Source organism: Leifsonia sp. P73 (genome assembly GCF_051059105.1).
Taxonomy (GTDB): domain Bacteria; phylum Actinomycetota; class Actinomycetes; order Actinomycetales; family Microbacteriaceae; genus Leifsonia.
Genome location: NZ_CP194931.1, coordinates 2,014,725 through 2,036,703 on the forward strand (window position 1 = coordinate 2,014,725; position 21,979 = coordinate 2,036,703).

A 21,979-nucleotide genomic window follows, 5' to 3' on the forward strand; every position below is an offset into this window, starting at 1 on the left:
GCATCGGGCCGCTAGCCTGGCGCCACCGTCGAGCAGGGGGCCACCGTGACCGAGCAGAAGACCACGCCGCGAACGACCACCCTCCGGGGCTGGACGATCGCACTCCTCGTCCTGGGCTGCGCGCTCGTCCTCATCGCCGGCGGGACGATCGCCGGAGCCTTCGCGTTCGCCGCGATCTCGGCCGGCCGCAGCGGCACGTGCGACGCCGCCCAGGTCGCGGACGACGTGCTCCCGAGCGTGGTCACCATCGCCGTGACGGGCGCGCGCGGATCGAGCAACGGCAGCGGCGAGATCATCACGGAGGACGGCTACATCCTCACGAACAACCACGTCATCTCGGACGCGGCGTCCGGCGCGAAGCTCGCGGTGCGGTTCAGCGACGGCCACGAGCTCCCCGCCGAGCTCACCGGCCGCGACCCGAAGACCGACCTGGCCGTCATCAAGGTGAAGGACGACGAGCCGCTGCCGGTCATCGCGACGGGAGACTCCGGCTCGCTCGCCGTCGGCCAGCCCGTGGTCGCGCTCGGCGCCCCGCTCGGCCTCTCCTCGACCGTGACGGCGGGCATCGTCAGCGCGCTGGGGCGGACCGTCCCCGTGCCGAGCGACGACGACAGGAACGCCATCCTGGCCGGCGCCATCCAGACCGATGCGTCGATCAACCCGGGCAACTCGGGAGGCGCGCTCGTGGACTGCGCGGGCCGCCTCGTCGGCGTCCCCACGGCCATCGCGACGGTGCCGGGCTCCAACGGCCAGGCGAGCACCGGCAGCGTGGGGATCGGGTTCGCCGTGCCGGAGTCGCTGGCGCTGCCGATCGCGCACGAGCTGATCGCGCACGGCGAGGTCACGCATCCGGACGCCGGACTCACCGTGGTGCCGATCCCGCCCGCCGCGGCGGCCGCGTTCGGGGTGGACGGCGGGCTGTTCGTGCAGTCGGTCGTCTCGGGCGGCCCGGCGCAGCAGGCCGGCCTCCGGGTCGGCGACGTGGTCACCGCCGTGAACGGCAACCCGGCGACCGACATCGACGTGCTGACCGCGATCCAGGTCACCAGCAAGCCCGGCGACGAGATCAAGGTCGACTACCTCCGCGACGGCACATCCCACACCACCACAGTCACCCTCCGCTAGCCACCGGCCTCCGTCGAGGGGCACGTAAACGCCCCTAAAACGGCGTTTTAGGGGCGTCTACGTGCCCTTCGGCGGCTTGCGGAGCGGGTCAGCTGCCGCGGATGCGGCGGGAGAGCTCGGCGGCGGCGTCGCGGACGCGCGCGGCGAGCGCGTCCCAGTCGGCGGGCGGGATGTTCTCGCGGGGGAAGGTGACGGCGATCCCGGCGGCCGGCCAGCCCGCGTGGTCGCGCACCGACACGGCGACGGAGGCGAAGCCGGGTGTCACGTCGCCGTCCTCGGTGGCGTAGCCGCGCTCGCGCGCCTCCGCGACCAGCCGGCGCAGCTCGGCGTACGAGTGCGGGCCGGCGCCGGTGCGGTCCTCGAACGCGTCGGCGTCCGGGTACAGCGCGCGCAGCTGCCCGACGGGGAGCGAGGCCAGCAGCGCACGGCCGCTCGCCGTCAGGTGCGCAGGGAGGCGGACGCCCACGTCGGTGACGAGGCGCGGCCTCCGGGGGCCCGCTCCTCCACGATGTAGACGACATCCCTCCCGTGCAGCACCGCGACATGGCCGGACTCGCCGATCGCGTCCACCAGCGCGGCGACGATGGGCCGGCCGAGCCGGCTGAGCGGCTGCTGGCGGGAGAACCCGCTCGACAGCTCGTAGGCGGCGACGCCGAGGCCGTAGCGCCGCGCCTCGGGGAAGTGCAGGACGAAGCCGTGCTCGGTCAGCACGGTCAGCAGGTGGTAGACGGTCGAGCGCGGGAGGCCGAGGGCGGAGGCGATCCCGGCGGCGGGGACGGGGCCGCGCTGCGTGGCGAGGTAGGCGAGGACGCGAAGGGTGTTCTCCGCCGCGGGGACCTTGCTCATGGACGCTCCTGTCTGGTATCCCGGACACGGATGAGCCTAACCCCCGGGCGCGCCGGACGGCCTCCGGCGCATGATCGGAGCATGTCCGCCTTCACCACCGGTTCCACCCCCGCAACCACCTCCCGCGCCGCTGTCGACGCCGCGCCCGTCACCGTCGGCGCGCGCCCGCTCACCATCGCCGAGGTCGTCGCGGTGGCCAGGCACGACGCCCCCGTGCGCCTCGACGTCGCCGCGCTCGACGCCGTCGAAGCCTCCCGCGCCATCATCGAAGCGCTCGCCGACGACGTCGAGCCGCACTACGGGATCTCCACCGGCTTCGGCGCGCTGGCGACCACGTTCATCCCCGAGGAGCGCCGCGCGCAGCTGCAGGCCTCCCTCGTCCGCTCGCACGCGGCCGGGTCCGGCCCCGAGGTCGAGCGGGAGGTCGTCCGCGCCCTCATGCTGCTGCGCCTGGCGACGCTGATGACCGGACGGACCGGAGCCCAGCGCCGCACGGTCGAGACCTACGCCGCGCTGCTCAACGCCGGCATCACCCCGCTCGTGCGCGAGTACGGGTCGCTCGGCTGCTCGGGCGACCTCGCGCCGCTGGCGCACTGCGCGCTCGCCGCGATGGGCGAGGGCCAGGTGCGTGTCGACGGACGGCTCGTGGAGGCCTCCGACGCCCTCGCCGCCGCCGGCATCGAGCCCGTGGTGCTCGCCGAGAAGGAGGGCCTCGCGCTCATCAACGGCACCGACGGGATGCTCGGGATGCTCTCGCTCGCGCTGCACGACCTCGGCGCCCTGCTCACCACAGCCGACATCACCGCGGCGATGAGCGTGGAGGCGCTGCTCGGCACCGACGCCGTGTTCGCCGCCGACCTCCAGCGGCTGCGCCCCCAGGCCGGCCAGGCGGTCTCCGCCGCCAACCTCCGCGCGCTGCTCGCGGGCTCCCCGCTGGTGGCGAGCCACAAGGGACCGGAGTGCACGCGCGTGCAGGACGCCTACTCGCTGCGCTGCTCGCCGCAGGTGAACGGCGGCGCCCGGGACACGGTCGCCCACGCGACGATGATCGCCGAGCGCGAGCTGGCCTCCGCGATCGACAACCCGGTGCTCACGCCGGACGGGCGGGTGGAGTCGAACGGCAACTTCCACGGCGCGCCCGTCGCGTACGTGCTCGACTTCCTGGCGATCGTCGTCGCGGACGTCGCGAGCATGTCGGAGCGGCGGACCGACCGCTTCCTCGACCCGGCGCGCAACCAGGGGCTGCCGCCGTTCCTCGCGCACGAGGTGGGCGTGGACTCCGGCCTGATGATCGCGCAGTACACGGCGGCCGGGATCGTGTCGGAGCTCAAGCGCCTGGCGGTGCCCGCGTCGGCGGACAGCATCCCGTCGTCCGCGATGCAGGAGGACCACGTGTCGATGGGCTGGGCCGCCGCCCGCAAGCTGCGTCGCGCGATCGACGGCCTGACCCGCGTTCTCGCGATCGAGCTGATGACCGCCTCCCGCGGCGCCGACCTGCGCGCCCCGCTGCGCCAGGGCCCGGCGACCGGCGCGGTCACCGCGGCTCTGCGCGCGACCGTCCTGGGCCCCGGCCCCGACCGCCACCTCTCCCCCGAGATCGAGGCCGCCGTCGCCTTCGTCGCCTCCGGCGCCGCCGTCGCAGCCGCCTCCGCCACCACCCCCCTCCACTAACCCCCTCCATCTCTCCCGGAGTTATGCACGCGACACGCCGAGGCGAGGCGTACACAACTCCGGAACGGATGGTCATCGAACGTAAGGAGCACGACATGCAGGGATCGCGACCGGTGCGGGCGCCGCGCGGGACGGAGCTCAGCGCGAAGAGCTGGCAGACCGAGGCGCCGCTGCGGATGCTGATGAACAACCTCGACCCCGAGGTGGCCGAGCGGCCCGACGACCTGGTCGTCTACGGCGGCACCGGCCGCGCCGCGCGGAGCTGGGAGGCATTCGACGCGATCGTCGCCACCCTCCGCGACCTGGAGGCCGACGAGACGCTGCTCGTGCAGTCCGGCAAGCCGGTCGGCGTGTTCCGCACGCACGAGTGGGCGCCGCGCGTGCTCATCGCCAACTCCAACCTGGTCGGCGACTGGGCGACCTGGCCCGAGTTCCGCCGCCTGGAGGCCCTGGGCCTGACCATGTACGGCCAGATGACCGCGGGCTCCTGGATCTACATCGGCTCGCAGGGCATCCTCCAGGGCACCTACGAGACGTTCGCGGCCGTGGGCGACAAGCGGTTCGGCGGCTCCCTCGCCGGCACGCTGACCCTCACCGGCGGCTGCGGCGGCATGGGCGGAGCCCAGCCGCTCGCCGTCACCCTCAACGGCGGCGCCGTCCTCATCGTGGATGTCGACCGCACCCGCCTGCAGCGCCGCGTCGAGCACGGCTACCTGGACGAGCTGACCGACGACCTCGACGACGCCGTCGCCCGCGTCACCGCCGCCAAGGACGAGCGCCGCGCCCTCTCGGTCGGCCTGGTCGGCAACGCCGCCACGGTCTTCCCCGAGCTGCTGCGCCGCGGCGTCCCGATCGACATCGTCACCGACCAGACCAGCGCGCACGACCCGCTGAGCTACCTCCCCGAGGGCGTCACCGTCGAGGAGTGGCACGAGCGCGCCGCCGCCGACCCCGAGGCGTTCACCATCGCCGCGCGCCTCTCGATGGCGAAGCAGGTGGAGGCCATGGTCGGCTTCCTCGACGCCGGCGCCGAGGTGTTCGACTACGGCAACTCCATCCGCACGGAGGCTCAGCTCGGCGGCTACGACCGCGCGTTCGCCTTCCCCGGCTTCGTTCCCGCCTACATCCGGCCGCAGTTCGAGGAGGGCCGCGGCCCGTTCCGCTGGGCGGCGCTCTCGGGCGACCCGGCGGACATCGCCGCGACCGACCGCGCGATCCTGGAGCTGTTCCCCGACGACGAGAAGCTGCGCCGCTGGATCACCCAGGCCGGCGAGAAGGTCCACTTCGAGGGCCTCCCGGCCCGGATCTGCTGGCTCGGCTACAAGGAGCGCCACCTCGCGGGCCTGAAGTTCAACGAGATGGTCGCCTCCGGCGAGCTCTCGGCCCCGATCGTGATCGGCCGCGACCACCTCGACTCCGGCTCGGTGGCCTCCCCGTACCGGGAGACCGAGTCGATGAAGGACGGCTCGGACGCGATCGCCGACTGGCCGCTCCTCAACGCGCTGCTCAACACCGCCTCCGGTGCGACCTGGGTGTCGCTGCACCACGGCGGCGGCGTCGGGATCGGCCGCAGCATCCACGCCGGGCAGGTGGTCGTCGCGGACGGCACCCCGCTCGCCGCGCAGAAGATCGAGCGCGTGCTCACCAACGACCCGGGCACCGGCGTGATGCGGCACGTGGACGCCGGATACGAGCACGCAGCGGACGTCGCGCGCGAGCGCGGGCTGCGCATCCCGATGGCCGAAGCCTCCGACACCGTCTCGGGGCCGGTCGCCTGATGTCCCGCGCGACGCTGCTGACCGGGATCGGCGAACTCGTCACCCTGGACCCCGCCCACCCCGGACCGCTCGGCATCCTCCCCGACGCGGCCCTGCTGGAGGTGGACGGGCGGGTCGAGTGGACCGGGCCCGCGTCGGCGGCGCCGCGCGGAGACGCCGACGACGTCGTGGACGCGGGCGGCGCGGCCGTCATCCCCGGCTTCGTAGACAGCCACACGCACCTCGTCTTCGGCGGCGACCGCTCCGCGGAGTTCGAGGCACGGATGGCCGGCCGACCGTATTCCGCCGGCGGCATACGGAGCACCGTGGCCGCGACGAGGGCGGCCTCCGACGACGAGCTGCGCCGCCGGCTGGCGGGCTTCGTGCGCGAGCTGAACGCGCAGGGCACCACGACCTTCGAGATCAAGAGCGGCTACGGCCTGACCGTGGAGGACGAGGCCCGCATCCTCCGGCTCGCCCGCGAGGTCACGCAGGAGACCACATTCCTCGGCGCGCATGTGGTGCCGGCCGAGTACGCCTCGGACCCGGAGGCGTACGTGGACCTGGTCACCGGCCCGATGCTGGACGCCTGCGCGCCGTACTCCCGCTGGGTCGACGTCTTCTGCGAGACGGGCGCGTTCACCGTGCCGCAGTCCCGGCGCATCCTGGAGGCCGGCGCCGCCCGCGGCCTCGGCGTGCGCGTCCACGCGAGCCAGCTCGGCCCGGGGGACGGCGTCGCGCTGGCCGTCGAACTGGACGCCGCGAGCGTCGACCACGGCACCTACCTCACCGACCGCGACGTGTCCCTCCTCGCGGGCTCGCGGACGGTCGCGACCCTCCTGCCCGGCGTCGAGTTCTCGACCAGGCACCCGTACCCGGACGCCCGCCGCCTCCTCGACGCCGGCGTACGCGTGGCGCTGGCGAGCGACTGCAACCCCGGTTCGTCGTTCACCTCGTCCATGCCCTTCTGCATCGCCGTCGCGGTGCGCGACATGGGGATGACGGTCGCGGAGGCGCTGCGGGCGGCGACGCTCGGCGGCGCGGAGGCGCTGCGCCGGGAGGACGTCGGGCACCTGCGGCCGGGCGCGCGGGCGGACTATGTCGTGCTCGACGCGCCGTCGTACGTGCACCTCGCCTATCGGCCCGGGGTGCCGCTGGTGGCTCGCACGCACGTCGCCTGACGCGGTGATGGGTTACCCTGGAGTGTGACATTCCAGGACAATCCCACCGTGACTGATACCGATACCCGCGGACCACGTGCGCGCAAGGCAGCGCTGTTCCTGACGATCGTGGTCCTGGCGGTCTCCGCGGTGTTCGGCGCGGTGCTGATCGTCGTCGGCGACCAGGCGAACATCGCCGGCCGCGCCTGGCTGACGCTGCTGCTCGTCGGCGCCTTCGCCGGAGCCGTCGCGCTGGACGCGACAGTGTCGGACGGCCCCAACCGCTGGTACCTGCCGGCGTCGACCATCACGAACGCCGTCCTGGTCGCGGTGGGGCTGCTGAAGCTGTGGAACGGCGCCCTCCAGCCCGACGACACCTCTGACGCCCTGGTCTGGGCGGTGCAGTTCTGGCGCTTCGTGGGGGTCGTGGTGCTGGCGCGCCTGGCGCTGCTGCTGACGCAGGTATACGGACTGCGCTTCGTGACGCGGGCTACCTCGCGGGTGTCGTGGATCGGCGGAGTCGTCACGCTGGCTCTCGCCTGGGCGACGGCACTGGTGCTCGCCCTCCCGGCAATCCTCCCGGCGGCGACCTGGCCGGACTGGTGGTGGCGGCTGGCGTCGGCGACCACCCTCGTCGCGGCGGTGGCGGCGGTGATCCCGCTGCTCGTGCGGGCGTTCGAGGCGAAACCGGCGGAGCGCGGAGGCCGGTCGACGGGTCCGGAGCTGCGGAGTTATCCGCCGTATGCGTTCCCGGCGACGGGCGACGCAGTGCAGCCGCTGCGACCCGGCGCTGTTCCCCCTCCGCAGCAGGTGGGCGCGGTTCCACTACCGCCGCAGGCTGGCGCGGTCCCCGATGCGCCGCAGACGTATGCGCCTCAGCATTGGGCGCAGCCGGCCGAAACGCCACTGCCGCCACACTCAAGTGTGCATCGTCAACCGCAACAGCCGGGCGCTGCCCCGCCGCAGCCGGGCGCAGACCCTCAGGCCCAGCTGGTCGCCGCTCCGCCCGCGTCGAGCGTGCCTCCGCCGACCGCCTCCGGCTTCCCGCCGCCGCAGTAGACGCAGAGCCTCAGCGCGAGGCCAGGCCCGCGGCGGCCTCGAGGACGAGCAGCGCGGCCAGGCGCACCGTGCGCTGGTCGGGCGCGTCCGCGGTGGCGTCGACCTCCGCGATGTCGATGGAGCGGACGCGGGAGTCCGCACCCGCCAGCCGCGCGAACCTCCGCAGCTCCCACGCCGCCAGGCCTCCCGGTACCGACGCGGGGCAGCCGGGGGCGACGGAGCGGTCGCACACGTCCACGTCCAGGTCCACGTGGACGGGGCCGCCGGCAGCGCCCGCGACCTCCAACGCCTCGGCCATCACGTCGTCGATGGGGCGGCGGTGGAGGTCGTCGCGCGGGATGACGGTGATCCCGTACTCCTGCGCCCGCAGCGCGTACTCCGCCGAGTTGGCGAAGTCGGCGATGCCGATCTGCACGATCCGGCGGCCGTCGAGCCCGGCCTCCACGAGGCGGCGCACCGGCGAGCCGTTGGAGACGCCGTCGCGGAGGTCGTGGTGGGCGTCGAGCGTCACGAGCCCGGCTGTCGGCACGTCGTCACCCCAGGCGCCGAGCGCGGCCGGGACGGTGAGGGAGTTGTCGCCGCCGACCGCGACGGTCAGGCGCGAGCGCGAGACGGCCTCCTGCACCGCCTCGATCGCCCGGCGCTCGCCCTCGGGGCCGTCCGGCTCCTCCACGTCGCCGGCGTCGGCGAACCGCAGCGCCTCGACCGCCAGCTCGGGAACGTGCAGCGAGTACCGCCGCAACGCCTCCCGCACGGCGCCCGGCGTCGCGTGCGCGCCGGTCGGGGACAGCGACGTGCGCCAGGTCGGGAGGCCGACCATCGCCAGATCGACCTGCGCGTCCGGGAGGTCGGCCAGCGACGGCCAGGAGCCGGCGCGGGGCCACAGGGGATCGACGGAGAGGCTCATACCGCGACGCTAGCAACGCCCGCCCGCGACGGCGCGCGCCGCCCTGCCTCCGTTGTCTGGGATCCCGGACGCTTACCCTTCGCCACAGGATCGAGGGGCACGTAAACGCCCCTAAAAGTGCGTTTTAAGGGCGTTTACGTGCCCCTCGGCGGGATGGTGATGGGTGCGAAGTGACGTGGCCAGCTCAGAGCTGCCGGCCGCCCGCGGGGGTCGTGAACACCGGAGGCTCCGGCGACTCGCCGTCCGGGGCGCCTTCGCCCGGGGCGCCCGCAGCAGCATCGGCCGAGCCGCCGCCCTTCGCCGCCCGGCGGGCGATGCGACGCTCGCGCGCACCCTCCACCAGGTTGTACAGCGTCGGCAGCACCACGAGGGTCAGCACGGTGGACGAGATCAGGCCGCCGATCACCACGATGGCGAGCGGCTGCGAGATGAAACCGCCATGTCCGGTCACACCCAGCGCCATCGGCGTCAGGGCGGCGATCGTCGCGAGCGCGGTCATCAGGATGGGCCGCAGACGACGGGAGGCGCCGTGCACGACCGCGTCGCTGACCGTCAGACCGCGGGCGCGGTACTGGTTGACGAGGTCGATGAGCACGATCGCGTTGGTCACCACGATGCCGATCAGCATCAGCACGCCGATCAGCGACGCGACGCCGAGCGGGATGCCGGAGGCGAGCTGCAGCAGGATGGCGCCGGTCGCCGCGAACGGCACCGAGACCAGCAGGAGCAGCGGCTGGCGCAGCGAGCGGAACGTCGCCACCATGACGATGTAGACGATCAGGATCGCCGCCAGCAGCGCGAGCCCGAGCTGACCGAACGCGCTCGACTGGCTGGACGAGACGCCTCCGATCTTCGCCGTGGCGCCGGCCGGGAGGTCGGCGCTCTTGAGCGCGGCGTTGACGTCCGCGTTGGCGGTCGTCAGGTTGTCGGTGGCCGGCGTGGCCGTGACCGCAGCGGTGCGCAGACCGCGCTGGGTGGTCACCGTCGACGGGCCCTTGGCCTCGGCGACGGTCGCCACAGAGCTCAGCGGCACGACGCCCTTGGCGGTCGGGATCGGCAGGTCGGACAGCCCGGCGACCGTGGTCGGCGGGTTGTCGCTCTGCAGGTAGATGTTGAGCGTCGAGTTCTCGATCGCCACGGAGCCGATCTGGGTCGGCTGCATCGCCTGGGAGACGAGCGTGCCGACCGCCACCTCGCTGAGGCCGGCCTCCGCCGCCTTCGTCCGGTCGACGGCGACCGACACGTAGGGCAGCGACGCGCTCAGGTTGTCGGTGACCTGCTTGAGCGAGTCGTGCTTCTTCAGCTCCGTCACGACCGAGTCCGTCGCCTTCTGGAGGTCGGCGTTGGAGCTCGCGGTGATGTCCACCTCGATGTCGGTCGATCCGCCGAACCCGCTCGACGCGGACACCGTGATGTCGCCGGCGCCGGTGATCGACGCCATCTCGTTCTGGATCGTGGTCTGCAGCTTGTCCTGGTCGGCGTTCGCGTCGGTCGTGACCGAGAACGTCGTCGCGCCGCCTCCGCCGGTGAACGCGTCGCGCAGCGACGATCCGCTGGAGCCGATCGAGACCTGCACGGTCTTCACGCCGTCGGTGTGCAGGAGCTTGTCCTCCACCTTCCGCGCGGCGTCGTCCTTCGCCTGGAGGCTCGCGCCCGGGTCGAGGGTCTGCGACACGGTCAGCGAGTTCTGGCCGCTGGAACCGAGGAAGTTGGTCTTGAGCAGCGGGAACGAGAAGAAGGTCAGGACCAGCACGACCACAGCGGCGACGACGGTCAGCACGGAGTGCTTCAGCGTCCAGCGGATGATCGGGAGGTAGCCCTTCTGCAGGCGAGACGGGTGCTCGAGCTCGTCGTGCCCGGAGGTGGCGGCCTCCGCGACCGAGAGGTGAGCGGCCTCGTCGTCGAACTGCTCCCCGCCCTCGTGCTTGCGGGCCTTCGGCGCGCGCAGGAACCAGTACGCGAGCACCGGCACGATCGTGAGCGCGACGAGCAGCGAGGACAGCAGCGCGATGGTGACCGTCAGCGCGAACGGCCGGAACAGCTCGCCCGTGACGTCGCCGACGAACGCCAGCGGCAGGAACACCGCGACGGTCGTGATCGTGGACGCTGTGATCGCCCCGCCGACCTCCCGCACCGCGCGGATGATCGTGACCGCCCGGTCCACGCCGGGCACGAGTTGCCGTTTGATGTTCTCGATGACGACGATCGAGTCGTCCACGACGCGGCCGATCGCGATGGTGAGCGCGCCGAGCGTGATGATGTTGAGCGTGTAACCGCTCGCCCACATCACGATGAACGTGATGAGCACGCTGGTCGGGATGCTGACCACGGTGACGAGGGTGGAGCGCACCGACAGCAGGAACACCAGGATGACGATGACCGCCATCGCGAGGCCGAGCAGGCCCTCCTCGGCGAGTGAGTTGATCGACTGCGTGATGAACGGCGCCTGGTCGAAGACGACGGTGATCGTGGCGTTGTGGCCGAGCTTGGTCTCCAGGCCCGGGATGAGCGCGGACACCGCGTGGGACACCGCGACGGTGTTGGCGGAGGGCAGCTTGGTCACCGCGATGGTGAGCGCGGGCTTGCCGTTGACGCGGGAGAGCGAGCTGACCGGGTCGTCGTTCTGCACGACCGTGGCGACGTCGCCGATCGTGTGCGGCGTGGAGTTCGCGGCGGCCGCAGCGGCGGCGGCCTGGCTGGAGGCCGCGCTTCCCGCGGTCGCCCCTCCCGAAGCCGCGCCGGCGGCACCGCCGGTCGCGCCGGTCGCCCCCGGCGAAGCCGTCGCGCCCGTGGACGACGTGATGAGCGGCAGCGCCTGGATGTCCGCCACCGACGTGAGCTGCGCCCCCGACTGGATCGTGAGCGTCTGGCCGTTCTCGGTGATCGACCCGCCGGGCAGCAGCACGCCGTTCTGCTGCAGCGCGTCCTTGATCGCCGACGCACTGAGTCCCGCGGCCGCGAGTTTTGCGGTGTCGGGGGTGATGGTGATGCGCTGGCCGACCTCGCCGACGAGCTGTGCGTCGTTGACGCCGCTGACCGCCTTGATGTCGGGCAGGGCGAGCTTGGTGATGTCGTCGCCCAGGGTGCGCTGATCGGTGTCGCTGCTGACCGCGAGCTGGATGACGGGGAGGTCGTCGATGGAGCCGGAGAGCACCTGCGGGTTCACGCCGGACGGCAGGGTCGACTTGATGCGGTTGATGGCCTGGTCGATCTTCTGCTCGGCCGTCGCCAGGTCGGTGCCGTACGTGAACTTCGCCGTGATGATCGACTGGTTGGTGCTGCTGACCGCGGACGTGGAGTCGAGGTCGGGCACGCCCTGGATGGCGGCCTCCACCGGCGTGCTCACGTCATGGTTGACCACCTCGGGCGACGCGCCGGGGTAGCTCGACAGCACGACGAGCTGCGGGAACGTGATCGACGGCGCGAGCTCCTGCTTGAGGTTGCCGAGCGCGACCCCGCCGAAGATGGCGGCGACGATCGTGACGAGCGCGATGAGGGCGCGGTTCTTCATGCTGAGAACGGCGAGATAGTGCACGGAGGGTCCCCTCGGCGGATGTGATTGAACTGGCGGCGACGACGGAGGCGCTGGAGAAGTCTCTCATTGCAGGCTGTGCAATTTCCTCATGCCGTGGTATGACCTGAGCCCGGCACCGGGGTCCGACACGTCAGCGTCGGAGCCTCACTTCAGCCCCCGGATCAGCGTCACGAGCAGCGTCTCCAGGCTCTCGCGGAAGTCGATCCGGAAGCGCGCGAGCGCAGGGTCGAGCTCGTAGGCCTCCGCCATGCCGGGCGAGAGCCGGCAGGTCGACCAGATGCCGCCGATCCCGAGGGTCACCGCGCCGACGAAGACCAGCGTGCCGCGGGGGTCGTCGCCGATCCACGGCACCGCCAGCGCGCCGAGCCGGGCCGCGTCCGCCAGCAGCGCGCGCTTGTAGGCGAGCGCGACGGGACCGGAGATGTTGTGCTCCAGGATGCCGGGCGCGGCCGCGCACAGTTCCGCGAAGACGGGACGGGCGGCGGCGGTCTCCGCCACGGCCGCCGCGAGGGACTCGGGCGTGCGGTCGGCGGTGGCGGCCAGTCGCTCCTCCAGCGCGTCGAGCCAGGCCGCGAACTCGCGGCCGTAGAGCTCCAGCAGAACGGCCTCCCGCGACTCGAAGTAGCGGAGGACGTTCGACTTCGCGAGTCCGACACGGCGCGCGAGCTCGTTGAGGCTGAGATCGGCGACGCGGGTGTCGGCCAGCATGGCCGCAGCCGCCGTGAGGATGTCCTCCCTGCGCCGCGCGCGCTGCTCCTCGCTGCGCGCCCGGCTGAACGTCGCCTGGGACATCACCCTCCCTCTTGCTAACAGACCGGTGGTCTATTACTGTGATCCCTAACAGACCATCGGTTCATTATTTCACGACCCGCGGAGGAAATCGTGTACAACGTCCCCGACCAGACCGGACGCCACATCGTCGTCACCGGCGCCAACAGCGGCACCGGCAAGGAGGCCACCGCCCGGCTCGCCGCCGCGGGCGCCCGCGTGACCATGGCCGTGCGCAACCTGGAGAAGGGCGAGGCCGCGCGCGCCGAGCTCCTGGAGCGCGTCCCCGGCGCCGACCTCCGGCTGCGCAGGATCGACCTCGCCGACCTCGCCAGCGTGCGCGCCTTCGCGGACGGGATGCTGGCCGACGGCGAGGAGGTGGACACGCTCGTCAACAACGCCGGCGTGATGATCCCGCCGAAGCGGATCGAGACGGTCGACGGGTACGAGCTGCAGTTCCAGAGCAACTTCCTCGGGCCGTTCCTGCTGACGAACCTGCTGCTGCCGCGCCTCCTGGAATCGCCGAAGCCCCGAGTGGCGACGATGTCGAGCGGGACGGCCGACTTCGGCTCGATCCACTTCCGCGACCTCCAGTTCGAGCGCCGGTACAGCGCGCCACGCGCGTACGCGCAGTCCAAGCTCGCCGACCTCCTGATGACCCTGCGCCTCGCCCAGCTCTCCGAGGAGCGCGGCTGGGGACTGCTCAGCACGGCGGCGCACCCCGGTTACACGCGCACCAACCTGCAGACCGCCGGGCGCAACCTCGCCCGCGGGGACGAGAAGCAGCTCCAGCCGTCCAGCCGCACCCTCCTCCCCTCGCAGGGCGTGGAGCAGGGGGCCGAGCCGCTGCTGTTCGCCGCTGCCGACCCCGCCGCGGTGCAGGGCGCATACTACGGGCCGTCGCGGATGGCGCTGGTGGGGCCGACCCACCGGGCCCGCCTCCCGCGGAGTGCGCGTGGCCGCGACCTCCCCTCCTCGCTGTGGGCGGTGGCTGCGGAGCTGACGGGTGTGGATGCTCAGACCACGTTGGGGAGCGCCGTCGCGTCGTAGTACGGCGCGGGCTCCGCAGACGCCACCGCCCACGCACGCTCCAGCGCGGCGAAGGCACGCCGCGTCTCGTCCTCGCTGTACGTGATCGGCACGCGCAGGAACCGCTCGAACGCCCCGTCCAGCCCGAACCGCGGGCCGGCGGCGATGAGGAGGCCGTGGTTGCGCGCGGCGAGCGCAAGCGACGAGCTGACCGGCGCGCCGATCCCGATCCACGCCGCGAGGCCGCCGTGCAACCGGGGGATGCGCCACTCGGGGAAGACCTCCCCTGCCAGGCGGCGCACGGTCTCCCGCCCCGAGGCGAGCTGCACGCGGCGCTCCTCGAGGATCTCGGCCGCCTGCGGCAGCATCCGCGCGACCACGAGCTGCTCGATCATCGGCGTGCCGAGGTCGGTGGACGGCTTGGCCGCGATCAGCCGCTGGATCAGCGGGCGCTCGGCGCGGATCCAGCCGATCCGGAGGCCGCCCCAGAGGCTCTTGCTGGCTGAGCCGATGAGCAGCACCGGCGGGTCCCCCGCGTTGCGGTGAGCGTAGGTCGGCAGCGGCAGATACTCACCCGGCCGGTCGATGTCGAGGTCTGCCGTCGTCTCGTCGCCGACCACGACTGTCCCGTGCGCGGCCGCGGCGGTGAGAATGCGCTCGCGCGTAGCCGGCGACATGGACGCGCCGGTCGGGTTGTGGAAGTCCGGGATCAGGTACGCCAGCGCCGGGCTCGCCCGGCGGATCGCCTGCTCGGCGGCGTCGGCGTCCCAGCCGTCGTCCTCCGCCGGCTCCCGGCCGTCCGGGCCGAGGGCGTGCGGGGCGTCGTCCGGCGGCGTAACCGTGATCGGGAGGAGCCGGGCGCCCGCGAGCCGCAGGGCCTCCGTCGCGTGCGGGTAGGTGGGCAGCTCGACGAGCGCGCGGTCGCCGCGCGACAGGAAGGTGCGGGCGATGAGCGCGATGGCCTGCTGCGCGCCGACCGTCACGAGCACCTGGTCGGCCGTGGTCGGGAGGCCTCGCTCGGCGTACCGGTCGGCGATGGCCTGGCGGAGGTGCGGCAGGCCGACCGGGTCGTAGCCGGAGTCCGGGAGGAAGTGCGGCAGCTCCTCGGCGGCGGCGGCGCGGCGGCCGGGAGGGAGGCCGCGGCGGGCAGGGCCGCTTTGGTGAAGTCGAGCATCCCCTCGCCGCCGGTCATCGGCAGGGCCAGCGCGGGCCCGGGGAGGCGCGCGACGCTGCCGGAGCCGCGCACGCTGTCGAGGAAGCCGCCCTCGCGGAGCTGCCGGTAGGCCGAGCTGACCGTGGTGCGGCTCAGGTCGAGCCGGCCCGCGAGGTCTCGCTCGGCCGGGAGTCGCGTGCCGATCGGGATGCGGCCGTCCAGCACGAGCAGGCGGACGCGGTCGGCCAGCGACTGGTAGCCGGGGGCCGCACCGCGCCAGTCGCCGAGCAGGGCTTCGAGCGAGCGGGCGGAGAGTTGAGCGTCGGGCATGCGGGCCACTTTATCCGGATTGGCATCTTGATGTAAGGCCAATCGAGCGATTGGATTATCAGCATGTCCCGGTTCCTCCTCACCCGCCGCCTCGGCCAGCTCCTGGTCGGACTGTTCCTGTACGGCATCGCCATCGCGCTGATGGTGCGGGCGGGGATCGGCGTCTCGCCGTGGGACGTGCTGGCGCAGGGCGTTTCGTACAAGACGGGCATCCCGTTCGGGCTGGTGACCAACCTGGTCGGCCTCGTCGTGCTGGCCTTCTGGATCCCGCTGCGGCAGCGGCCGGGGCTCGGGACCGTGCTCAACGTCCTCCTGGTCGGGCCGAGCGCGCAGCTCGGGCTCTGGATCATCCCGCAGCAGACCGTACTGTGGGCGCAGGTGCTGGTGTTCGCGGCCGGGCTGCTCCTGCTCGCCGTCGCCACCGGCCTCTACATCGGGCCGAAGCTGGGGCCGGGCCCGCGCGACGGGCTGATGACCGGCCTCCACGCCCGCACCGGCCGGCCGATCTGGGCCGTGCGGACCGCGATCGAGGTCACCGTGCTCATCATCGGCTGGTTCCTCGGCGGCAACGTCGGCGTCGGGACGCTCGCGTTCGCGCTGCTCGTCGGGCCGCTGTGCAGCCTCACCCTCCCGTTCTTCGCCATCCGGCTGCCGGAGCCCGCGCCCGCGGACGCCGAGCTGGAGGGCGAGCTCGAAGGCACGGCGGAGCAGGGCCCCGGCCTCCGCGCGGAGGGTGCGGACGAGCGGGATGCCGTCCGTTTCGACGTGCGAGACGGCATCCTGCTCGAATCCGACGCGGCGACCCGTTCGCGCGCGGCCGACCGCGCGGCCTCCCCGCTGGTGCGCGGCCCGCAGCCCGACCGCGCCCCCGCCGAGCCGCCCGCGCCGCGCCCCGGCGCCCGCCTCATCGAGGCCCACTGGCTCGACGACCGCCTCACCTGCCGCACCCGCACCCGCACCCGCCGCGCCTAGGCAGCAAACTCTCCCGGAGTTATGTACGCGACACGCCGGGTGCGAACGTACACAACTCCGGAATCGATTGCTGGGTTACGCGAGGTGTGTGGCGGCGTAGACGCGGAGCGCGTCGCGCACGAAGGTGGCGCCCTCGGCGCCGCCGTAGTTGGCGGCGAAGCGCGGGTCGGCGACGTACATGTCGCCGAGCCCGGTCAGGTACGCGGCCGGCGGGGCGCCCGTGCCGTAGCCGGGCGTGCCCGGGATGTCGGCCAGCCAGTCGGCGTGCCGGCGGGCGAGCGCCTGCGCCTCCTCCGACGCCGGGTCGACCCCGCGCGCGGCGGCAGCCGTCCAGTCGGCGGCGAGCGCTTTCTGCCGCTGCTGCCAGCCGGCGCGCTCCTCGGCGGTCATCCCGCGCCACCAGCGGTCGGACGACGCATACGCCTCCTTCCCCCAGCGCTGCTCGACCTCCTCCTTGTACTGGGTGTGGTCGAAGCCGTCGAACATCTCCTCAGCCACGATCTCCCCTCCTTCCTCCACAGCGTGGATCGTCGACTCGACCGACGCGATCTGCCGCGCCAGCCGTTCCCGCTCGCCGCGCAGCCACGTCAGGTGGTCGCGCAGGGCGGGGACCGCATCCCGTCTGTCGTCGAGCACGCGGGCGATGGCCGGGAGGCCGAGCCCGAGGTCCCGCAGCAGGAGGATGCGCTGCAGCCGCACGAGGGAGTCGCGGTCGTAGTGGCGGTAGCCGTTCGCGGCGACCCGGCTGGGCGGGAGCAGGCCGAGCTCGTCGTAGTGACGCAGCGTCCTGCTCGTCGTGCCGGCGATGCGCGCGATGTCCTGGATGCTCCAGTCCACGGTCGCCTCCACCATGTCCGTCTCCTCTCGTGGGTGCAGAAACCACCGTAAAGGTTGACGTTACGTCAAGGTCAAGCGCGGCGCGATACTGTCGTGGATGTGCGCGAGCTCCGTTCCCTGACCACCGTCGCCCCCGGCATCCTGTTCGTCGAGGGCCCGGCCTCCAACTGGACCGTCTTCCACGGACGCGGGCACGTCGAGCTGGTGGACTGCGGCTACCCGGCCGACCGCCCGCTGGTCGAGGAGTCGATCCGCTCGACCGGGCTCGACGTGTCGGCGCTCACGCGCATCATCGTCACGCACGGGCACTCCGACCACCTGGGCGCGGCGCGCGACTACAGCGAGCGCTCCGGCGTGGAGGTGCTGGCCGCCGCGAGCGAGCTGCCGAACGTCCGCCGCGAGGTGACCGAGCAGGTCACCGTCGTCGACCTGATGCCGGTCGCCCTCCGCCGTGGCACCATCCCCTGGGCCGTCGCGGCCATCCGCGCGGGCGGCCTGGGCGACGTCGGAGTCCCGGCCGCGCAGGCGATCACGGCCGACGTGATCGCGCTGTCGACCGGCCACCGCCTGGAGGTGCTGCCCACTCCCGGCCACACGACGGGCCACGCCTGCTTCTTCGAGCCGGACGCCGAGGTGCTCGTCACGGGCGACGCGCTCGTGACCGGGCACGCGCTGCTCGCCGACGCGGGGGAGCTGCAGCAGCTGCCGGCGTTCTTCCATCACGACGCCGACGGGGCGCAGGCGAGCGCGCGGCGGCTCAGCCTGTGCGACGCGCGCTGGGTGCTGCCGGGCCACGGGCCGGCGGTGCAGTTGTAGCGAGCGTTACCGCTTCGCCTTGACCGGCGCTGCCGAGTCCTGCGTCGTCCGCTCGTCGGCGGCCACCGGCGGCACCGCCAGCTCCCCGGGCGCTGCGAACTCGCTCTCCCCGAGCGTGATCGGCGTGTTGTGGATGTGGATGCGCGCACGCGCCGCCGACGCCGGCGCCAGCGGACGCCGCGCGACCGGGCGCACCGGCTCGCCGCGACGGTCCTGACCCGGCAGCGGGCGGGACCGGCGGCCGTAGATCAGCGACGACGAGTCGAGCAGCCACGGCACGAGCGCGACGGTGACGCCGTGGCACAGCATGAGCTGCTTGCTCAGCCGGCGGGCGCGGTGGTTGTGCAGCAGCGACTCCCACCAATGGCCGACGATGTACTGCGGCAGGTAGACCGTCACGACCTCGGAGCCGTGCTCCTCGCGGCGGTGCTTCAGGTACTTCATCACCGGGACGCCGAAATCGCGGTACGGCGAATCGATGACGGTGAGCGGTACGTGGATGTTCTGCTCGATCCACTGTCGCTGCAGCTTCTCGGTGGCCTCCTCCTCGATGGAGACATGCACGGCCTCGATCGAGTCGTGGCGGGCGGCGATCGCGTAGTCCAGCGCCTTGAGGGCCGGCTTCTGCATCTTGCCGATCAGCACCACCGCGTGGTCGCCGACGCTGCCGAAGGTCGTGACCGGGTCGACCTCGATCTCCTTCTCGACGTCCCGGTAGTACCGGTTCACGCCGAGCATGAGGAACCAGAGGATCGGCATGAAGATGAAGACGAGGTACGCGCCGTGCGTGAACTTCGTGATCGTGACGACGATGAGCACGACGAAGGTCAGCGTCGCGCCGAAGGCGTTGATGCAGAGCGACCGGACGATGCTGCTGCGCTCGCGCTGGCTCAGCACCGCGGCCCCGTCCTTGCCGCTGCCGCGCAGCATCGAGACCCAGTGCTTCACCATCCCGGACTGGCCGAGGGTGAACGACACGAACACGCCGATGATGTAGAGCTGGATGAGTTGCGTCAAGTTCGCCTGGTAGACGAGCAGCAGGACCGTCGCGGCGAGCGCCAGCAGGATCATCCCGTTCGAGTAGACCAGGCGGTCGCCGCGGGTGTTGAGCGCCTTCGGGGCGTACGAGTCGCGGGCGAGCACCGAGCCGAGCAGCGGGAAGCCGTTGAACGCGGTGTTCGCGGCGAGCAGCAGCACGACCGCGGTGGCGGCCTGCACGATGAAGAAGAAGAAGGTGTTGTTGCCGAACGTCGCCGCGGCGATCTGCGCGATGAGCGAGCGCTGCGGGGAGGTCGCGCACTGCGCCCAGCCCTGGAGGTCGCACGGGTTCTCCGCGTAGTGCACGCCGCTGATCAGCGCCGTGACGGTGAGGCCGGCGAACAGGACGATCGCGATGCCGCCCATCAGCGCGAGCGTGGTGCGGGCGTTGCGGATCTTGGGGGTGCGGAACGCGGGCACGCCGTTGGCGACGGCCTCCACACCGGTCAGCGCGGAGCAGCCGCTGGAGAACGCGCGCAGGAGCAGCAGCACCATCGCGGCCTGCGTGATGCTGCTGGAGTGCACGGTGAAGCCGGCCGACTCGGCGACCGGCGCGTGGCCGAACGCGGTGCGGACCAGCGCCGTGACGACCATCACGAAGATGCTGCCGATGAAGATGTAGGTGGGGAGCGCGAACGCCTTGCTCGACTCCCGCACGCCGCGGAGGTTGACCGCGACGAGGATGATCACGCAGACCACGGCGAGCTCCACCCGCCACGATGCGAGGAACGGCAGCGCCGAGATCACGTTGTCCACGCCGGACGCGACCGACACGGCCACGGTCAGCACGTAGTCGACCAGGAGGGCGGAGGCCACGACCAGGCCGGCCTTCTCACCGAGATTCTTGTGCGCCACCTCGTAGTCGCCGCCTCCCGAGGGGTAGGCCTTGACGAGCTGGCGGTAGCTGAGCACCACCGTGATCATCAGGACGACGACGGCCGCCGCGACCCAGGGGGCGAACGTCAGGAACGACAGGCCGCCGAGCAGCAGGATCATCAGGAGTTCCTGCGGAGCGTAGGCGACGCTGGAGAGTGCGTCTGACGCGAAGATCGGGAGCGCGAGGTGCTTCGGGAGTAGCTGTCCTTCGAGTTTTTCGCTCGGAAGCGGGTCGCCGATCAGCCACCGCTTCGGGGATCTCCCCTCATTTGTCACGAGGGACGAGAATACTCGCTGCCAAAACGCTGTCAAATCGGCGCGTCGCGTCGGCGCCGGACGGCGATTCCGCGAACACTGGGTCCGCACCCCGCGGAGCATCCGTTGCCGCGGATTCTCGCGGGAGTCGGCTCGTCATCGGCCTCACTGGGAGCGAGATGAGCATGAGCTGGGACTTTCTGGAGATCTCTTCCGAAAACCGCTCTCACCGGGCGGTTCAGCCGCGGCCGATCGCCTCGACGATCGCGCGCCGCACGCGGGTCAGCTCCTCTTTGAGAAGGGGCACGACGTTCTCCGGGAGCGCGCCGCGAGCGGCCTGCGAGCGAAGGTCCGTGCGCAGCTGCTGGCGGAACTCGTTGATCGCGACCTCCGCCTCCCGTGCCGCGGCGTTGGCGGCCGAGCGGGCGTCGCGGCCTGCCTCGCGCGCCTCCTGCCGCGGGTCGACCCGCGTGGCGTCGCGCTTCGCCTCCCGCGCCGCCGAGGCCAGCTCGGCGCGCAGGGTGCGCATGGCGTCGTTCACGCCCGCGCGGACCTCGTCGGCGAGCCGGCGGACGGAGTCGGTGACCTCGTCCTCGATCGCGTCCAGCTCGGGCTCGCGGGCGGCGAGCTCGGCACGCCCGGCGTCGGTGATCGCGTAGACGGTCTTGCGGCCGTCGGTGGTCTTGGTGACCAGCCCCTCCTCCTCCAGCTTCGCCAGCCGGGGGTAGATGGTGCCCGCACTTGGCACGTAGGTGCCGCCGAACCGGTCGCTCAGCGCCTGGATCAGCTCGTAGCCGTGGCGCGGCTCCTCCGCCAGGAGACTCAGCAGGTAGAGCCGGAGGCTGCCGTGGGCGAAGACGGGAGTCACGCCGACGCCTCCCCGCGAGCCGTCGAGCTGCGGAGCACCGAGACGGCGCCGGAGACGGAGTTGACGGTGATGTCGACCCAGGAGCCGTCGAGGCTGCCGGTGGTCGCGGTGTACCCCTTTCCGGCGGAGCCGACGACCATCACGTTGTCGAGCTGGACGCGGCCGGACACGGTGTTCGCCCGGTAGCGGGCGCCGAGGGCCTCCGGGATGCGGATGGTCGTGTCGCCCGAGACGGTGTTGATCTGCACCTCGTCCGGGGTGCCGGCGAGGTCCACCATGATGTCGGCGGAGACACCGTCGGCGCTGAAGCGCGGGATCGTGCCGGTCGCGGTGATGTCCCCCGAGACCGTGTGCGCGCTGATGCGGCCGGTGTGGCCGCGCGCGGACAGTTCGCCGCTGACCGAGTTGAGCTCGAGGTTGCCCACGAGGCCGTCGATGACGACATCGCCGGAGACCGTGCTGAGCCGGGCGTCGGTCTTCAGGCCCGAGATGAGGGCGCCGGCGGAGACCACGCCGAACTTGAGGACGACGTCGCGCGGCACCAGCACGCTGATGTCGGCGCGGGCGCTGGATCTCATCGACTTGAAGACGTCGATGAAGTTGTCCCAGCGCAGCTGCGGGTGGTCGATCTCCAGACGGTCCTCGTCGATGCTGACCTTGAGGTCGCGGCCGGACACCGAGTGGACCTCGACCCGCGCTCCCGGCTCGTCGTGTCCGATGATGTCGATCTGGCCGCCCAGCAGCCCGACCTTGAGGGAGCGGACCAGCTCCACGTCGATCGTGCGGTTCTCGCCGGGCTGGATGAGCCACTTCTCCTGTGCCATGCTCCTGCGCTCCTTGCTTCGGTGACTCGCGATATATCGCGATTGTTGACGTATTCACGATATATCGCGAGTTGAACAAGCGCAAGCGCCCGCTCCCAATCTCAGGGTCGGCTCAGGGACATCCCCCACCCACCCCTCCATCAATTCCGGAGT

The 21,979-nt window shown here is 72.2% G+C and carries 17 protein-coding genes and 1 pseudogene; 8 read left to right on the plus strand and 10 right to left on the minus strand.

The window, feature by feature from the left end; all coding sequences use genetic code 11:
• Positions 1-45: 45 nt before the first annotated feature.
• Positions 46-1,125, plus strand: a complete 1,080-nt coding sequence (locus ACQ86L_RS10245) for a S1C family serine protease (protein ID WP_434318790.1) — start codon at positions 46-48, stop codon at positions 1,123-1,125.
• 88 nt (positions 1,126-1,213) lie between these two features.
• Here ACQ86L_RS10245 and ACQ86L_RS10250 read toward each other — a convergent pair.
• Positions 1,214-1,971: pseudogene (locus tag ACQ86L_RS10250) on the minus strand (IclR family transcriptional regulator).
• Positions 1,972-2,052: 81 nt separating this feature from the next.
• On the opposite strand from ACQ86L_RS10250, the gene hutH reads away from it, so the two are divergent.
• The 4 genes from hutH to ACQ86L_RS10270 all read left to right on the plus strand — a co-directional run bounded on the left by hutH (position 2,053) and on the right by ACQ86L_RS10270 (position 7,618).
• Positions 2,053-3,642, plus strand: coding sequence for a histidine ammonia-lyase (gene hutH / locus ACQ86L_RS10255; RefSeq protein ID WP_434318791.1), 1,590 nt, complete (start codon positions 2,053-2,055; stop codon positions 3,640-3,642).
• A gap of 95 nt (positions 3,643-3,737) precedes the next feature.
• Complete coding sequence (gene hutU, locus ACQ86L_RS10260) at positions 3,738-5,420, plus strand: urocanate hydratase (RefSeq protein WP_434318792.1); 1,683 nt, start codon at positions 3,738-3,740, stop codon at positions 5,418-5,420.
• Positions 5,420-6,580 (plus strand): imidazolonepropionase, encoded by a 1,161-nt coding sequence (gene hutI, locus ACQ86L_RS10265; RefSeq protein WP_434318793.1) that lies wholly within the window; start codon positions 5,420-5,422, stop codon positions 6,578-6,580. The genes hutU and hutI overlap by 1 nt, the downstream gene beginning before the upstream one ends.
• Positions 6,581-6,628: 48 nt before the next feature.
• Positions 6,629-7,618, plus strand: a complete 990-nt coding sequence (locus ACQ86L_RS10270) for a hypothetical protein (RefSeq protein ID WP_434318794.1) — start codon at positions 6,629-6,631, stop codon at positions 7,616-7,618.
• A gap of 10 nt (positions 7,619-7,628) precedes the next feature.
• On the opposite strand, the gene ACQ86L_RS10275 is transcribed toward ACQ86L_RS10270, so the two are convergent.
• The 3 genes from ACQ86L_RS10275 to ACQ86L_RS10285 form a co-directional block, all read right to left on the minus strand.
• Positions 7,629-8,525, minus strand: a complete 897-nt coding sequence (locus ACQ86L_RS10275) for an arginase family protein (protein WP_434318795.1) — start codon at positions 8,523-8,525, stop codon at positions 7,629-7,631.
• A 184-nt stretch (positions 8,526-8,709) separates the two neighbouring features.
• On the minus strand, positions 8,710-12,060 hold the full coding sequence (locus tag ACQ86L_RS10280) for an efflux RND transporter permease subunit (protein WP_434318796.1): 3,351 nt from the start codon (positions 12,058-12,060) through the stop codon (positions 8,710-8,712).
• A gap of 144 nt (positions 12,061-12,204) precedes the next feature.
• On the minus strand, positions 12,205-12,852 hold the full coding sequence (locus tag ACQ86L_RS10285) for a TetR family transcriptional regulator (protein WP_434318797.1): 648 nt from the start codon (positions 12,850-12,852) through the stop codon (positions 12,205-12,207).
• A 90-nt stretch (positions 12,853-12,942) separates the two neighbouring features.
• On the opposite strand from ACQ86L_RS10285, the gene ACQ86L_RS10290 reads away from it, so the two are divergent.
• A complete protein-coding gene (locus ACQ86L_RS10290) occupies positions 12,943-13,878 on the plus strand; it encodes an SDR family oxidoreductase (RefSeq protein WP_434318798.1) in 936 nt (311 codons plus the stop codon).
• On the opposite strand, the gene ACQ86L_RS10295 is transcribed toward ACQ86L_RS10290, so the two are convergent.
• Both ACQ86L_RS10295 and ACQ86L_RS10300 read right to left on the minus strand, forming a co-directional pair.
• Complete coding sequence (locus tag ACQ86L_RS10295) at positions 13,845-14,915, minus strand: PLP-dependent aminotransferase family protein (protein WP_434318874.1); 1,071 nt, start codon at positions 14,913-14,915, stop codon at positions 13,845-13,847. The genes ACQ86L_RS10290 and ACQ86L_RS10295 overlap by 34 nt on opposite strands.
• Positions 14,837-15,340, minus strand: a complete 504-nt coding sequence (locus ACQ86L_RS10300) for a GntR family transcriptional regulator (RefSeq protein WP_434318799.1) — start codon at positions 15,338-15,340, stop codon at positions 14,837-14,839. Before ACQ86L_RS10300 ends, ACQ86L_RS10295 begins: the two co-directional genes overlap by 79 nt.
• Before the next feature lie 63 nt (positions 15,341-15,403).
• Here ACQ86L_RS10300 and ACQ86L_RS10305 point away from each other — a divergent pair, with 63 nt between their 5' ends.
• Positions 15,404-16,312: a YczE/YyaS/YitT family protein gene (locus ACQ86L_RS10305; protein ID WP_434318800.1), complete on the plus strand. Its 909-nt coding sequence runs from the start codon at positions 15,404-15,406 to the stop codon at positions 16,310-16,312.
• Positions 16,313-16,387: 75 nt separating this feature from the next.
• On the opposite strand, the gene ACQ86L_RS10310 is transcribed toward ACQ86L_RS10305, so the two are convergent.
• Complete coding sequence (locus ACQ86L_RS10310; protein ID WP_434318875.1) at positions 16,388-17,149, minus strand: MerR family transcriptional regulator; 762 nt, start codon at positions 17,147-17,149, stop codon at positions 16,388-16,390.
• A 99-nt stretch (positions 17,150-17,248) separates the two neighbouring features.
• On the opposite strand from ACQ86L_RS10310, the gene ACQ86L_RS10315 reads away from it, so the two are divergent.
• Positions 17,249-17,965 (plus strand): MBL fold metallo-hydrolase, encoded by a 717-nt coding sequence (locus tag ACQ86L_RS10315; protein ID WP_434318801.1) that lies wholly within the window; start codon positions 17,249-17,251, stop codon positions 17,963-17,965.
• Positions 17,966-17,971: 6 nt separating this feature from the next.
• Here the strand turns inward: ACQ86L_RS10315 and ACQ86L_RS10320 are convergent, their stop codons facing one another.
• The 3 genes from ACQ86L_RS10320 to ACQ86L_RS10330 all read right to left on the minus strand — a co-directional run bounded on the left by ACQ86L_RS10320 (position 17,972) and on the right by ACQ86L_RS10330 (position 21,826).
• Entirely contained in the window at positions 17,972-20,122 is a 2,151-nt protein-coding gene (locus tag ACQ86L_RS10320) for an APC family permease (protein WP_434318876.1), read from the minus strand.
• A 250-nt stretch (positions 20,123-20,372) separates the two neighbouring features.
• Positions 20,373-21,002, minus strand: a complete 630-nt coding sequence (locus ACQ86L_RS10325; RefSeq protein ID WP_434318802.1) for a PadR family transcriptional regulator — start codon at positions 21,000-21,002, stop codon at positions 20,373-20,375.
• Positions 20,999-21,826 carry a DUF4097 family beta strand repeat-containing protein gene (locus ACQ86L_RS10330; RefSeq protein WP_434318803.1) on the minus strand — a complete coding sequence of 276 codons (828 nt, stop codon included), beginning with the start codon at positions 21,824-21,826 and terminating at the stop codon, positions 20,999-21,001. Before ACQ86L_RS10330 ends, ACQ86L_RS10325 begins: the two co-directional genes overlap by 4 nt.
• Positions 21,827-21,979: the final 153 nt, after the last annotated feature.